This window comes from Paraburkholderia caffeinilytica (genome assembly GCF_046030355.1).
GTDB lineage: Bacteria > Pseudomonadota > Gammaproteobacteria > Burkholderiales > Burkholderiaceae > Paraburkholderia > Paraburkholderia caffeinilytica_B.
In genome coordinates this window covers 103,449-117,035 of record NZ_JAQQCQ010000006.1, presented here as the reverse complement: position 1 = coordinate 117,035, position 13,587 = coordinate 103,449, and the positions used below count along the sequence as shown (strand labels likewise).

The 13,587-nt window shown below is 63.2% G+C and carries 12 protein-coding genes; 4 read left to right on the top strand and 8 right to left on the bottom strand.

Features of this window, described 5'->3' with window-relative positions; translation table 11 throughout:
- Positions 1 to 172: 172 nt before the first annotated feature.
- The gene (locus PQQ95_RS11770; protein WP_408437567.1) at positions 173 to 2,512 is read right to left on the bottom strand and encodes an NADP-dependent malic enzyme; all 2,340 of its coding nucleotides are present in this window, start codon (positions 2,510 to 2,512) and stop codon (positions 173 to 175) included.
- A 207-nt stretch (positions 2,513 to 2,719) separates the two neighbouring features.
- On the opposite strand from PQQ95_RS11770, the gene thiL reads away from it, so the two are divergent.
- The 4 genes from thiL (at position 2,720) to PQQ95_RS11750 (ending at position 5,441) form a co-directional block, all read left to right on the top strand.
- Entirely contained in the window at positions 2,720 to 3,718 is a 999-nt protein-coding gene (gene thiL / locus PQQ95_RS11765) for a thiamine-phosphate kinase (protein ID WP_408437566.1), read from the top strand.
- Positions 3,708 to 4,280, top strand: a complete 573-nt coding sequence (locus PQQ95_RS11760; RefSeq protein ID WP_408437565.1) for a phosphatidylglycerophosphatase A family protein — start codon at positions 3,708 to 3,710, stop codon at positions 4,278 to 4,280. The genes thiL and PQQ95_RS11760 overlap by 11 nt, the downstream gene beginning before the upstream one ends.
- Positions 4,281 to 4,383: 103 nt before the next feature.
- Entirely contained in the window at positions 4,384 to 4,884 is a 501-nt protein-coding gene (locus tag PQQ95_RS11755; protein WP_408437564.1) for a CinA family protein, read from the top strand.
- A gap of 35 nt (positions 4,885 to 4,919) precedes the next feature.
- The gene (locus PQQ95_RS11750; RefSeq protein WP_408437563.1) at positions 4,920 to 5,441 is read left to right on the top strand and encodes a cupin domain-containing protein; all 522 of its coding nucleotides are present in this window, start codon (positions 4,920 to 4,922) and stop codon (positions 5,439 to 5,441) included.
- Positions 5,442 to 5,659: 218 nt separating this feature from the next.
- Here the strand turns inward: PQQ95_RS11750 and pyrF are convergent, their stop codons facing one another.
- The 7 genes from pyrF to PQQ95_RS11715 form a co-directional block, all read right to left on the bottom strand.
- The gene (gene pyrF, locus PQQ95_RS11745) at positions 5,660 to 6,475 is read right to left on the bottom strand and encodes an orotidine-5'-phosphate decarboxylase (protein WP_408437562.1); all 816 of its coding nucleotides are present in this window, start codon (positions 6,473 to 6,475) and stop codon (positions 5,660 to 5,662) included.
- A 137-nt stretch (positions 6,476 to 6,612) separates the two neighbouring features.
- Entirely contained in the window at positions 6,613 to 7,665 is a 1,053-nt protein-coding gene (locus PQQ95_RS11740; protein WP_408437561.1) for an aldose 1-epimerase, read from the bottom strand.
- A 209-nt stretch (positions 7,666 to 7,874) separates the two neighbouring features.
- A complete protein-coding gene (locus PQQ95_RS11735; RefSeq protein WP_408437560.1) occupies positions 7,875 to 8,804 on the bottom strand; it encodes an SMP-30/gluconolactonase/LRE family protein in 930 nt (309 codons plus the stop codon).
- Positions 8,801 to 9,601 (bottom strand): SDR family NAD(P)-dependent oxidoreductase, encoded by an 801-nt coding sequence (locus tag PQQ95_RS11730; RefSeq protein ID WP_408437559.1) that lies wholly within the window; start codon positions 9,599 to 9,601, stop codon positions 8,801 to 8,803. Before PQQ95_RS11730 ends, PQQ95_RS11735 begins: the two co-directional genes overlap by 4 nt.
- A 52-nt stretch (positions 9,602 to 9,653) precedes the next feature.
- Positions 9,654 to 10,670, bottom strand: a complete 1,017-nt coding sequence (araH, locus tag PQQ95_RS11725; protein WP_408437558.1) for an L-arabinose ABC transporter permease AraH — start codon at positions 10,668 to 10,670, stop codon at positions 9,654 to 9,656.
- 54 nt (positions 10,671 to 10,724) lie between these two features.
- The gene (gene araG / locus PQQ95_RS11720) at positions 10,725 to 12,266 is read right to left on the bottom strand and encodes an L-arabinose ABC transporter ATP-binding protein AraG (protein WP_408437557.1); all 1,542 of its coding nucleotides are present in this window, start codon (positions 12,264 to 12,266) and stop codon (positions 10,725 to 10,727) included.
- A 267-nt stretch (positions 12,267 to 12,533) separates the two neighbouring features.
- On the bottom strand, positions 12,534 to 13,532 hold the full coding sequence (locus PQQ95_RS11715) for an arabinose ABC transporter substrate-binding protein (RefSeq protein WP_408437556.1): 999 nt from the start codon (positions 13,530 to 13,532) through the stop codon (positions 12,534 to 12,536).
- Positions 13,533 to 13,587 lie beyond the last annotated feature (55 nt).

Sequence of the window (13,587 nt, the reverse complement as noted above, 5' to 3'; positions counted from 1 at the left end):
CCCTGTGGTGAAAGTCTGGCAATTTCTGCAGTCTTTCGAAGGGTAGCTAGTCTCTGTTGGCCTTTTTAGGGTGGCAATCCCCTGTTCACCCACAGGCGTGCCCATTGCGGGCACGCCTTTTTTTGCATGGCGCCCATTCAGGCGACGCCACGCTTCATTCCCGAACCAACGATCAGCGTGACGCGATCACGTCTGCAACCAGCAGCGCCGTCATGTTGACGATGCGGCGAACCGTAGCCGACGCCGTCAGCACGTGCACCGGCTTGGCCGCACCCAGCAGCATCGGGCCAATCGCGATGTTGTTGCCCGCGGCCGTCTTCAGCAGGTTGTACGAGATGTTGGCCGCGTCGATGTTCGGCAGCACCAGCAGGTTCGCGTCGCCTTCGAGCGTCGAGTCGGGCAGCACTTCGCGGCGCAGATTCGCGTCGAGCGCGAGGTCGCCGTGCATTTCGCCGTCCACTTGCAGGTCCGGCGCGCGCTCGCGCAGGATTGCCAGCGTGTCGCGCATTTTCTGCGCGCTCGGCGCATTGCTCGAGCCGAAGTTCGAATGCGACAGCAGGGCAACCTTCGGTTCGATACCGAAACGGCGCACTTCCTCGGCGGCCATGATCGTGATCTCAGCAAGCTGCTCCGGCGTCGGATCGACGTTCACGTGCGTATCGACCAGGAAAATCTGGCGGTTAGGCAACACCAGCGCGTTCATCGCGGCATAGACCTTCGCGCCTTGCTTCTTGCCGATCACCTGATCGATGAAGTGCAGGTGGCGATGGGTGGTGGACACGGTGCCGCAGATCATGCCGTCCGCCTCGCCCCTTTCCACCAGCATCGCGCCGATCAGCGTGGTGCGGCGGCGCATTTCGAGCTTCGCCATCTGCTCGGTGATGCCCTTGCGGGACATCATCTTGTGATACTGCTGCCAGAAATCGCGGTAACGCTCGTCGTGGTCGGTGTTGACAACCGTGTAGTCCTGACCCGCGACGAGGCGCAGGCCATAACGCGCGATACGCTGCTCGATCACTGCCGGACGGCCGATCAGGATCGGCTTCGCGAGCTTTTCGTCGACGATGATCTGCATCGCACGCAGCACGCGCTCTTCTTCGCCTTCCGCGAACACGATGCGCTTCTTCTCCGGCTCGACGCTGCGCGCCAGCTGGAAAATCGGCTTCATAGTCGTGCCGCTGTGATACACGAACTGCTGCAGATGCTGTTCGTACGCTTCCATGTCCTCGATCGGACGCTCGGCGACGCCGGAATCCATCGCGGCCTTCGCCACCGCCGGCGCGACCTTGACGATCAGGCGCGGGTCGAACGGCTTCGGAATCAGATATTCCGGACCAAACGAGAGATCCTGGATGCCATACGCGGTCGCGACGATATCGCTTTGCTCCTGGCGGGCCAGTTCGGCGATCGCATTGACCGCTGCAATTTCCATTTCACGCGTCACTGTCGTCGCGCCCGCATCCAGCGCGCCGCGGAACAGGAACGGGAACACCAGCACGTTGTTCACCTGGTTCGGGTAATCCGTACGGCCCGTGCAGAGCACGGCGTCCGGACGCACTTCGAGCGCCAGTTCCGGCAGGATTTCCGGCGTCGGGTTCGCGAGCGCCAGGATCAGCGGCTTGTCAGCCATCTGCTTGACCATGTCCTGCTTCAGCACGCCGCCGGCCGAGAGACCCAGGAAAATGTCCGCGCCGCCGATCGCCTCAGCGAGCGTGCGCGCCTCGGTTTCGCGCGCGAAGCGCTCCTTGTCCGGGTCCATCAGTTCGACGCGGCCCTTGTAGACCACGCCGGCCAGGTCGGTGACGGTGATGTTTTCAAGCGGCAGACCGATGTCGACGAGCAGATCCAGACACGCCAGCGCCGCCGCACCCGCGCCGGACGACACCAGCTTGACCTTCTTGATGTCCTTGCCGACCACCTTCAAGCCGTTGGTGATGGCCGCCGCGACAACGATGGCCGTACCGTGCTGGTCGTCGTGGAAAACCGGAATCTTCATGCGCTTGCGGCATTCGCGTTCGACGATGAAGCAGTCCGGCGCCTTGATGTCTTCCAGATTGATGCCGCCGAAGGTCGGCTCGAGCGCCGCGATCACCTCGACCAGCTTGTGCGGATCGGACTCGTTCAGCTCGATATCGAACACGTCGATGCCGGCGAACTTCTTGAACAGGACGGCCTTGCCTTCCATGACCGGCTTCGAGGCGAGCGGCCCGATGTTGCCGAGACCCAGCACCGCGGTGCCGTTCGTGACGACGCCGACCAGGTTGCTGCGCGCGGTGAAGCGTGCGGCGTTCAGCGGGTTTTCGACGATTTCCTCACACGCGAACGCGACGCCCGGCGAGTACGCCAGCGCGAGGTCGCGCTGGTTGATCATCTGCTTGGTTGGGGCGATCGCGATCTTCCCGGGGGTCGGGAACTCGTGATAATCGAGGGCGGCTTCGCGGAGTTTGGTATTGACGGGAGTCGACATAAGGCGGGCTTCTAAGGGCGGATTAGAATAGATGTTCGACGGCATTGTAGCCCCAATTGCCGGCTCAATTCCTTCAATACGGGTACAACTGCCGCGACTGAAACATAACGAAAGGCAGATTTGGCGCGCTTTCGGCCAACTGTCTTTTGAAGCGGAGTTGCATGCGGATAAGGTGTTTACCCGCACGCATCTTCGTACAATGCACGCCGTTAGCGGTTTTTTGTTGCACTTACCTGTTCATCCATTGCCACCATGCTCTCCGAGTTTTCGCTGATCGATCGCTTCTTCGGCCGCCGCGCAGCCGCTATCTCGTCCGGTGCGGCCAAGGGCGCGCTCGGCATTGGCGACGACTGCGCGCTGCTCGCGCCGCGCGCCGGAGAAATGCTGGCGATATCGACGGATATGCTGGTTGAAGGCCGCCACTTTTTTCCTGACGTCGATCCCGAGGCGCTCGGCCACAAAGCGCTCGCGGTGAACCTGTCGGACCTGGCCGCGATGGGCGCAAAACCGCAGGCGTTCACGCTGGCGTTTTCGCTGCCCAAGGCCGACGAAGCGTGGCTCGCCGCCTTCAGCAATGGCCTCTTCGCGCTGGCTGAACGCTACGGCTGCGATCTGATCGGCGGCGACACGACCGGCGGCCCATTGAACCTGTGCATCACCGTGTTCGGTAGCGTACCGTCGCAAGCTGCACTCCGCCGCGACGCCGCGCAACCGGGCGACGACATCTGGATCTCCGGCACGCTCGGCGACGCTCGCGCGGGCCTCGGCCTGCAGCGCGGCGAGTGGTCGGCGGATGCCAGCGACGCTGCGACGTTTCGTCGCGCCCTCGAACGCCCGGAGCCGCGCATCGCCCTCGGTCTCGCGCTGCGAGGCATCGCGCATGCGGCGCTCGATCTCTCGGACGGACTCGCCGGCGACCTGCTGCACATTCTCGAGCGGTCAAACGTGGGCGCCACCGTCGACATCGACGCCGTACCGCGTTCGGCCGCGCTGCGCCGCCTCGCACCCGAGATCCAGCAACGCTGCTCGCTAGCCGGCGGCGACGACTACGAGTTGTGCTTCACCGCGCCGGTCGCCGCGCGCGCCAAGGTCGAAGCAGCCGGCCGCGAGGTAGCCTTACCGGTCACCCGCATCGGTACAATAAACGCTCTTCAAACGGCGGCTGACCGCCCGGCGATCGGCTGGCGCGATGCCGCCGGCGCGCCGCTCACTCTGACGTTGCAAGGCTTCGACCATTTCCATGCAGACTGATCCCCCGCTGGTCCCCGCCGACGATCTGATCGGCAATCCGCAGCCCAACGCCTCCGGCCCGCGCGCGCCGCGCCCTCAGCCGCGCCGCGCCACTGCGCGCTTCATGCTGTCGCATCCGCTGCACATTCTGTCGCTGGGTTTTGGCAGCGGCTTGTCGCCGGTTGCGCCCGGCACCGTCGGCACGCTGTTCGCTTGGGCGTCGTTCGCGGTCTTGAGCCGTTATCTGACCGTGGTCGAGTGGGCCGTGCTGATTGTCGCCGGCTTCTTCGGCGGCATTGCGATTTGCGGCTTTACCGCGAAGAAATTGGGCACCGACGATCCGTCGCCGGTCGTCTGGGACGAAATCATCGCGTTCTGGCTGGTGCTGCTGATGGTCACGCCGGTCACGCTGACCGGGCAACTCTGGGCGTTCATCGTGTTCCGCTTCTTCGACATGGTGAAACCGCCACCAATCGGCTATTTCGACCGTCGACTGAAAGGTGGTTTTGGCATCATGTTCGATGACCTGGTCGCCGCGTTTTTCACGTTGCTCGTGATTGCGCTCTGGCGCATGTCGGTTTAACCGTTGCCTCGCGGGCGGTGCCGGTCGGCCTTGGTCCACTGGCCGCCGGCCGCCAGTCGCCGATTGCCTACCGCAGCAGTTTCCCGTTTTCCGGATTGACGCCATGCCTACCGATTCCGTGGTTCACCAGCTTGCGATTCGCGTAAGCAACCGCCTGCGCGACGAACGCCTGATGCTCGTCACCGCCGAATCCTGCACGGGCGGCATGGTAGCCACCGCGATCACCGATATTTCCGGCAGCAGCGGCTGGTTCGAGCGCGGCTTCGTCACGTATTCCAATCAGGCGAAGTCCGAAATGATCGGCGTGCCAGCCGACCTGATCGAAAAGCACGGCGCGGTCAGCGAACAGGTGGCGCGCGCGATGGCCGAGGGCGCGCTGCGCAACAGTCGCGCGCAGGTGTCGCTATCGATTACAGGCGTTGCCGGCCCGGGCGGCGGTACTGAAACCAAGCCGGTTGGCATGGTGTCGTTCGGCTGGAGCAATCGGCTGCATACATCGGTGGAAACCAGGATCTTCAAGGGCGACCGGGAAAAGATCCGCGTGCAGGCCGCCGCGCATGCGCTGCGCGGCGTGCTGGCCCTGCTCGACGAGCGCGAACACTAACTAACGTCTGGTTCAAAACCGAGGCGCCACCCACAATGCCCAACACGCCTACGTCGCACGCAGCCAAAGACGAGTTGATCCGCCGCTTCGATCTGAAGCCGCATCCGGAAGGCGGATTTTTCAGCGAAACGTATCGGTCCGCGGAATCCGTCCGCCGCGATGACGGTTCAACGCAGACGCGCTCGGCGTCCACCGCGATTTATTACTTGCTCTGTGACGGCGCGCATTCGGCGTGGCATCGGATCAAATCCGACGAGGTCTGGCATTTTTATGCCGGCGAACCGTTGAATGTCCACGTGCTCGACGAAGCAGGCTCGCTGATTACGCACAAGCTAGGCAATGCGCTGACGCATTCGGATGCCGTGTTTCAGGCGGTGGTGCCCGCAGGTCTGTGGTTTGCCGCGGAATGCGCGGACCCGGCGACGTTCGCGCTAGTGGGTTGCACGGTCGCGCCGGGGTTTGAATTCAGCGAGTTCGAGCTGGCGGAGGTCGAGGCGCTGAAGGCGAGGCATCCGCAGCATGCGGCGTTTATCGAGCGGCTGGGGCCGATTACCTGACCGGCATCCACCGAAGGCAGAGGCTTGAGCCGGTCATTTGATCAGCTTGAACAGGCACAGAAGAATTACAACGAGCAGCACGAGCGTCAACAGAACTCAACGGCTGCCACCCTTTGCCTAATGGCCTCGACAGAGGCAAAGATTCAAGGCGGCCGCCTGCCCCACCCGGGCAAAGCCGAAATCCATTCTAAGGCCGTCGTCACGACGACCATTCTCCATTACCGGAACGCATTGATCCGGTCACGCGTTTCCATCGCGGCTTTCGCTGCCGCCTCGGCGAAATCGTCGTCCTTACCCGCGTAGATAATTGCCCGCGACGAGTTGATCAGCATGCCCGTGCCGTTCGCCGTCCGGCCAGCGTTGACCGTCGCCTGAACATCGCCGCCTTGCGCGCCGATGCCCGGAATGAGCAGCGGCATATCGCCGACGATGCCACGCACCACTTCGATTTCCTTCGGGAAAGTCGCGCCGACCACGAGACCCAACTGCCCGCTCGCGTTCCACTTGTCCGCCGCCAGTTGCGCGACGGCCTGGTACAGCGGACGTCCGCCTGTCTCCAGGAACTGCAGGTCCGAACCGCCCGCGTTCGAGGTCCGGCACAACACGATCACGCCCTTACCCTTGTGCTCCAGATACGGCTCGATCGAATCGAAACCCATATACGGATTCACCGTCACCGCTTCCGCCTGATAGCGCTCGAAGGCTTCGCGCGCGTACTGCTCGGCGGTGCTGCCGATATCGCCGCGCTTCGCGTCCAGAATCACCGGCAGACCCGGGTGGTTCGCATGAATGTGCGCGATCAGCTGCTCGAGTTGGTCTTCCGCGCGATGCGCGGCGAAGTAGGCGATCTGCGGCTTGAACGACGACGCATAAGGCGCGGTCGCATCGACGATGGTGCGGCAGAAGTCGAAAATCGCTTCAGGCCGCCCCGCGAGCGCGCCCGGAAATTTGCTGGGCTCGGGGTCGAGGCCGACGCACAGCAGCGAGTTCGTGCGCTGCCAGGCGTCGTTGAGTGTCTGGATGAAATTGGACATGGTGAGTCTCGCGGCGAGCCGATAACGGAAGAGGCGCGTATTTTACCTGTCCTGCGCGGCAGACCGCGGCCGGTCGTCACACGCGGACCCGGGGCATAGCCGGTGCGTCAGGGCGCTCTGCCCTGCTCGCTCACCGGCTACTGCCGCCGCCGCGAGCCGCGCACGCCCGGCATCGAGCGCAAACCCGTGCGTTCCACGCTGAAGCGGAACGTGCGCGTCAGGCACTCGCCGCGCCTCAACATCGTCATGCCGTTCTCGCACGCGCCGCCCGCCAGATTCATCGCGTTGATCGGATGATCGACCGGCTCGAAGCAGAAGAAGTCTTCACGCGGCGGCGTATACAGCACGTAGTAGTCGGTGTCAGCGGCGATATTCAGCGACAGGCGGCGCTTCGGCCACACCACCGCTGCCTGCCCGCTCCAGCCCGTGAACGCGTGATTGACGATGGCTTCCGGCAACGGATACGCCACGCCGAATTGCCACGCGGGCGGCGCCGGCACGTGACGCACCGGCAGCCAGTCGTCGCCGGAGAGCCACAGGCCGCCGGCCGCCGCCGAGAGTTCGGTGTCCGCGTCGCGCACGAAAAACGGATGCACGCCGAGCCCGAAAGGCAACGCCTCGCGGCCGGTGTTCTCGATTTCCAGCGTGATGACGAGCGTGGGGCCGTCCAGCGTATAAGTTTGCGTCGCCCGGAACGCGTACGGCTTGCCGTCGTGGCGATCGAGCGTCAGACGGACATTTTCACGGTCCGATTCCGCGACCTGCCAGGCGGAGAGCCAACCGTCGCCATGAATCGGCAACGGTTCGTCGGCGCGATTTTGCGGTACGTCGACGCGCCGTCCCGCCACATTGAAATGACCGCCGCCGATCCGGTTCGAATACGGCAAGAGCGGATAGCAGGCCAGCTCGTTCGGCTGGGTATCGGCCGCGACCCGGCGGCAGCGCCGGAAAATCGGCGTGAGCGCGCCGTCGTTACGCCAGTCGAAACGGGTGACGCCGCCGCCGAGCGTCGGCGCGACGTCGAGGCGCAAATGCGCGTTGGCAAGCGTGATGCACGCGAGCTCGCCGCCGCTCGTCTCCCCGACCGCAACCGCCGACGTGCTGGGCCCCGGATGCACCGGGTTGGCCGCCGCGTTGAGTCGCGCGCGCCGGCTCTGGGAAGAAGCGGAAACAGGATTCGCAACAGTCATATCTGGCTCCATCGAGAGGCGTGGGACATTGCCGTCATTGCTGACGGATGCTGTTGGGCGATTTTTTGAACCGGTCGCCTCTGGGTCCGAACGGCATGCTGCCGATTTGCTGCCACTGGTTTTGCGACATCGACTCCTGATGCACTTTCTCAATCACTGCCCAACTGCCCTTCGCTGCAGCCTCGACGCCGAGGCTGCGTCATTTTGCGCTAGGCGGGCGAGCCTTGGAACACCGGTTCCGGCAAACCCTGCCGTGCGGGCGTTGCGATAAACACGCCGCCCGCGTGCGCATCATTCGCGAGCGCCGCCGCGTCGAGACCGATACGCGCACTCGTGATGTAAAGCGTGTCCAGTTGCGCGGCCCCCGCAGGAAGCCCGCTTGGGGCATCGCCGAACGCGACACAGCTCGGCTGCGCCGTCGGTACGTCGACGCGTTCGGTTTCCACGCCATCGGGGCCATATCGCACCACGCGTTTGCCGCCCCATTGCGCGCTCCACACACCGCCGTCGCGGTCGACCGTCGAGCCGTCGGGCTCGCCGGTTGCGTCGGTCAATCTGGTGAACACCCGATCGTTGGCAATGCTGCCGTCCACGCGATAGTCACAGACGCGGATTTCGCGCGTCGGCGAATCGCAGTAGTACATCGTCGCGCCGTCAGGACTGAACGCGATGCCGTTCGAGACGGCCGGTGCGGGTAAAGGCAAACGCTCCAGCGACAAATCGTGATTCAGCCGGTAAAACCCGCCCACCGCCTGCAGCGGCGAACCTTCGTCTTTCGTGCCGAACACGAAACGGCCCTGGCGGTCGCAGCGGCCGTCGTTCACGCGCGTATTCAAGCCCGGTTCGACGTCGACGATACGCTGCGTCACACCCGTTGCCAGATCGAAGAACGCCAGATGCGTCGCCAGTCCGAGCAGCAGATAGCGCGGGTCGGCGCACAACGCGAACGTGGCGAGACGCTCGGGCATGCGCCAGAACATGCTTTGGCCGTCGCTCGGGTCATAGCGCCACAGTTGCGCGCCTTCGATATCGGTCCAGTAGAAGCGGCCTGTCTTCGCGCACCAGGTCGCGCCTTCGCCGAGCGTGCATTGCGTATCGAGCAGCAGCGTCGCGGCAGGTGCCGGCTGACCCGCACTCACGCCCAGCCTCCGTCGACGATGAGGTCCTGCGCGGTGATCATCCTGCTGTCATCCGCGGCGAGGAAAAGCGCCATGCGCGCAAGATCGGCCGGTTGCAGTTCCGCGTCGATACACTGCCCTTCCTTGATCGAGCGACGGCCCGCGTCGTCGAGCCACAGGCGCTTCTGCTTTTCCGTCATCACCCAGCCCGGCACCAGCGTATTGACGCGGATGTTGAAGTGGCCGAGGTCGCGCGCGAGGCCGCGCGTCAAACCCTGCACCGCCGATTTCGACATCACGTACACCGGGTAGCCGCCGTTCTTCAGCATCCAGCTGATCGACCCGAGATTGATGATCGAACCCGCTTTGGCAGCTTTCATGTCCTCCATCACCGCTTGCGCGGCGAAGAACTGGTGACGGATATTCACCGCAATGCCCGCGTCGAAAAACTCGCGCGTGACTTCGCCGATCTGGTGACGCTTATCGTTTGCCGCATTGTTCACCAGCACCTGGATCGGACCGATCGCAGCCTTCAAGTCAGCGATCGCTTTTTGCAGCGCGTCGACGTCGGTCAGATCGCACGGCAGGAACAGCGGCTTGTGTTTCGAATCGCCGAGTTCGTCGGCGAGCGCGTCACCCGCGGTCGCGTCGATATCGAAGAACGCGACGCGCGCGCCCTGCGCCGCAAAATGCTCGACGAACGATGCGCCGATACCGGTCGCGCCGCCCGTGATCAACACCGTTCGGTCGACGAGACTCGGATAGCGGGCAAACGCGCTATCCGCGAGGCGGTCGTTTGCATTGGCCGGAGACGACATCGTTCGATTCCTTCTGGAACTAGGTAAGTGAGCCGCGAGATCAGCCGCGGATTTAGTCGCGCGAACCGCGGTTCTTCAACTGGTCGAGCAGCACAGCGGCGAGCAGAATCGCGCCACGCACGAGGTACTGATAGAACGCGTCGATGTTCATCAGATTCATCACGTTCTCGACCGTTCCCATGATCAGCACGCCGATCACGACACCGGAGATCGTTGCGCGACCGCCGAGCAGCGACACGCCGCCCAGCACGCACGCCGAAATCACGTTCAGCTCGAAGCCTTCCGCCGCGTTCGGCTGACCCGAGGTAATGCGCGAAGCCAGAATCACACCGGCCAGCGCAGTGACGGCGCCCTGAATCAGGAAAATATAGACGCGTGTGCGTTCGACATTGATACCGGCAAGCCGCGAGGCTTCCGGATTGCCGCCGATCGCCAGCGTATTCCGGCCGTACACGGTCTGATTGAGCATCACGCCGAACACGATGAAGCACAGCAGCGTGACCCAGATCGGCAACGACACGCCGAAGAAGCTCAAACCGCCCAGCGCGATAAACGTATCCGACGACACACCGACCGCCTGCCCGTGCGAGACGATAAAGCCGAGACCGCGGACAATTTCCATCGTCGCGAGCGTCGTGATCAGCGCATTGATGCGCAGATAGGCAATCACCGCGCCATTGACGAAGCCGATCACCGCACCCGCCGCCACCGCGGCAATGATCGCGATGAACGTATTACCCGTGGCGTTGAGCACCATCGCGCACAGCACACCGGCGAACGCGACCGTCGAACCCACCGACAAGTCGAAATCGCGCGAGGCCAGACAGAACATCATCGTGCACGCGACCATGCCGATCTGCGAAATCGACAGCGCGAGACCGAGCATGTTCTCGATCGAGAAGAAATGGTCGACCGTCAGCGACATGGTGACGAACATCACCACGAAGATCAGAATCAGGCTGTACTCGGTGATTTGCTGCCACCATTTCGCCTTGTCGTTGCCTTGCGGAATCAGCGCATCGGCCGCGCCTTTGGCGGCCTGTTGCGCGAGGTTTTCTCTGGCTTGCATGTTGAAGACTCCTCCCGTTCCCCACGGGTTGCCGGACTTTCGTCCAGATAATGTTCAGGCCGCCTGCCGGTTGGCTGCGGTTCCGCTTTCGGGCAGCGCGGTCGAGCTTTGCGGCAACGCGAGGCCCAGCACGGATTGTTCCGTTGCGTCCTTACGCGCCAGCTCGCCGGAAATCCGTCCCTGGCGCATGACGACGATCCGGTCGGACACGCCGAGCACCTCCGGCAATTCCGACGAAATCATCACGATCGCGCAACCGCGTTCGGCCAGCTGATAAATCACGTTATAGATCTCATGCTTCGCGCCGACGTCGATCCCGCGCGTCGGTTCGTCGAGAATCACGACCTTCAGATCGGGCTCGGCCAGCCAGCGCGACAGAATCGCCTTCTGCTGGTTGCCGCCCGACAGGAAACGGATCTTCTGACGGCGGCTCGGCGTTTTGATCTTCAGCAGCTTGATAAAACGGTCGGCGGTGTCCGCTTCCTTCTTGCGGTCGAGAAACATCCCGGCGCGCAGATAGTGCCGGCGGCAGCTGATATTGATGTTCTCCGACACGGTCGCCATTGCGACGATGCCCTCTTCCTTGCGGTCTTCCGGACACAGCACGATGCCGTGCCTGATCGCCTCGCCTGCGCTGCGCACCTTGATCGGCTTGCCATCGAGCACGATTTCGCCGCCCTTCTTGTGATCGGCGCCGTACACCAGATGCATCAGTTCGCTGCGCCCCGCGCCCACCAGACCGAAGAAGCCGACAATCTCGCCGCGCCGCACTTCGAAGCTGGCCGGCTGCGCGAGCGCATGCCCTTCGATCGCTTTCGCCGCGAAGCGCACTTCGCCGAGCGGCCGTGCCGAGTAGTTGTAAATGTCGGCGATTTCACGCCCGACCATTTCGCTCACGATGGTGTCGCGCGACACGCCTTCGAGCGTCGGATGCGAGGCGATCTTGCGGCCGTCGCGGAAGATCGTGCAGGCGTCGCACAGCTCGTAGATTTCGTCCATGCGGTGCGAGATATAGATCATCGCGCGGTTGTCCGCACGCAGATCGCGCACCAGCTTGAACAGCACTTCGGTTTCGCGATGCGACAGCGAGCTGGTCGGCTCATCCAGTGCGATCACGCGTGCGTTACGCAGGAGCGCCTTGCAGATTTCGACCATCTGCCGTTGCGCGATCGAAAGTTTCCTCAGCTTCGCATTCGGATCGAGCGCCACGCCCATCGCTTCGAGGCGTTCACGCACGAAACGCTTGGCTTCGCGCTTGTTGACCCAGCCGAGCGAGTTTGGCAGCTGGCCGAGCAGCAGGTTTTCCGCGACCGTCAGATCGGGCACGTATTGCAGTTCCTGGTGGATCACCGCGATCCCCGCTGCGATCGACGACGCCGCGCTCGTGAAGCGCACCTCATTGCCGTCGATCATCACCCGGCCCGAATCGGGCTGGTATTCACCGCCGAGAATCTTCAGCAGGGTCGATTTCCCGGCGCCGTTTTCGCCCATCAGGCCGTGCACCTGGCCGACGTTGACGTCGAAGGACACACCGTCGAGCGCGCGCACGCCTGGAAAGACCTTGCCGATATTGTCAAAACGTAGCGTCGCTGACACTTCGCCTCCTATGTCGGCGGGAGTTAGCGCTTTAGCGCGTACTCCCGTCCCATACAAAGTTGTCGACCAGAGCGAGTGCTTCAGCGCTTACTCCGGCCCCATACAATTTAGTTGCTGCTTCGTGTGAACCGTGCTTCTTTCAGTGCCTCATGGACACCAAGCGTGGTCTGTCTCAACTACTCATCTTGTATTGCTGATGCCGGCGCGCCCAATCCTTGGAGAAACGACGCACCGGCAATTCACTTCATCTGACTACGCTACAGCCGCTCAATTTGCCGCGAGGCCCATCTTCTGGCGCACGTCGGCGACGTTGTCACGCGTGGCCAGCATGCCGGTCGTCAGCGTGAGCATCGGCGGTTCCTTGCCTTGCGTGATCCAGTCGTACATCAGCGTCGAGGTTTCTTCGCCGTGACGCTTCGGGCTGATGATGACCGTGCCGTAGAAGCCGGTCGGCGACGGCTTCTTGAACTCGTTCAATGCCGAGTCCGAACCGCCGATACCGATACCGATCATGTTGTCCGCCTTGAAGCCGCGGCCTTCCGCTGCGCGTACCGCGCCGAGCACGCCTTCGTCGTTCAGCGCGTACGCCACCCAGTGCTTGAACTGCGGGTTTTTCGTCAGCGCGATGTTGGCGGCGTTGAAGGCGTTTTCCGTGTCCGTCTTCGCTTGCGGCGCGGCGATCACGTTGGCCTTCGGGAAGCCGGCGGCTACCAGCGCGTCGGTTGCACCGCTGGTGCGGTCAACCGCGGTGGGCAACTGGTTGTAGGTCACGTCGATTGCGCCGACGTCCTTCATGTCCCAGCCGCGCTTCTTGATTTCCGCAGCCAGCCCGTCGCCGACCTGCTTGCCGATGTTGTATGCCGAGATGCCCATATGCGGCACCGAAGCGATCGGTTTGCCCGCGCCGTCAACCAGACGGTCGTCGACCGTCATCATCTTCAGGCCATCGGCCTTCGCCTTGGCGACGATGCCCGGTCCGAGCTTGACGTCAGGCGTGCAGATCACAAAGCCTTGCGCTTTTTGCGCCGACAGATTGTCGATTGCGCTCATCACCTTCTCGCCCGACGGCGCGCCGATCTTCACCAGCGTGAAGCCCTTCTCCTTGGCGGCGATCTCGGCGAACTTCCATTCGTCCTGGAACCACGGTTCTTCCGGCTGCTTCACGAGGAAGCCAATCTTGACCGGATCGGCGGCGTGTGCGACCGGTGCGTTGAAGAGCACACCCGTCGCCGCTGCTGCCAGCGTGAGGAAAATTCTTCGTTTCATGATGCGTGTCTCCTGACTAATTGATAACGGGAAGGTATCGGCCGCGTCTTCTTGT

What these genes read in the sequence shown, in the direction of transcription:
- pyrF (WP_408437562.1), bottom strand. Translation starts at nt 6,475, where the DNA reads ATGTCCAATTTCATCCAGACACTCAACGACGCCTGGCAGCGCACGAAC.
- PQQ95_RS11750 (WP_408437563.1), top strand. Translation starts at nt 4,920, where the DNA reads ATGCCCAACACGCCTACGTCGCACGCAGCCAAAGACGAGTTGATCCGC.
- PQQ95_RS11740 (WP_408437561.1), bottom strand. Translation starts at nt 7,665, where the DNA reads ATGACTGTTGCGAATCCTGTTTCCGCTTCTTCCCAGAGCCGGCGCGCG.
- PQQ95_RS11730 (WP_408437559.1), bottom strand. Translation starts at nt 9,601, where the DNA reads ATGTCGTCTCCGGCCAATGCAAACGACCGCCTCGCGGATAGCGCGTTT.
- araH (WP_408437558.1), bottom strand. Translation starts at nt 10,670, where the DNA reads ATGCAAGCCAGAGAAAACCTCGCGCAACAGGCCGCCAAAGGCGCGGCC.
- PQQ95_RS11715 (WP_408437556.1), bottom strand. Translation starts at nt 13,532, where the DNA reads ATGAAACGAAGAATTTTCCTCACGCTGGCAGCAGCGGCGACGGGTGTG.
- PQQ95_RS11755 (WP_408437564.1), top strand. Translation starts at nt 4,384, where the DNA reads ATGCCTACCGATTCCGTGGTTCACCAGCTTGCGATTCGCGTAAGCAAC.
- thiL (WP_408437566.1), top strand. Translation starts at nt 2,720, where the DNA reads ATGCTCTCCGAGTTTTCGCTGATCGATCGCTTCTTCGGCCGCCGCGCA.
- PQQ95_RS11760 (WP_408437565.1), top strand. Translation starts at nt 3,708, where the DNA reads ATGCAGACTGATCCCCCGCTGGTCCCCGCCGACGATCTGATCGGCAAT.
- PQQ95_RS11770 (WP_408437567.1), bottom strand. Translation starts at nt 2,512, where the DNA reads ATGCCGTCGAACATCTATTCTAATCCGCCCTTAGAAGCCCGCCTTATG.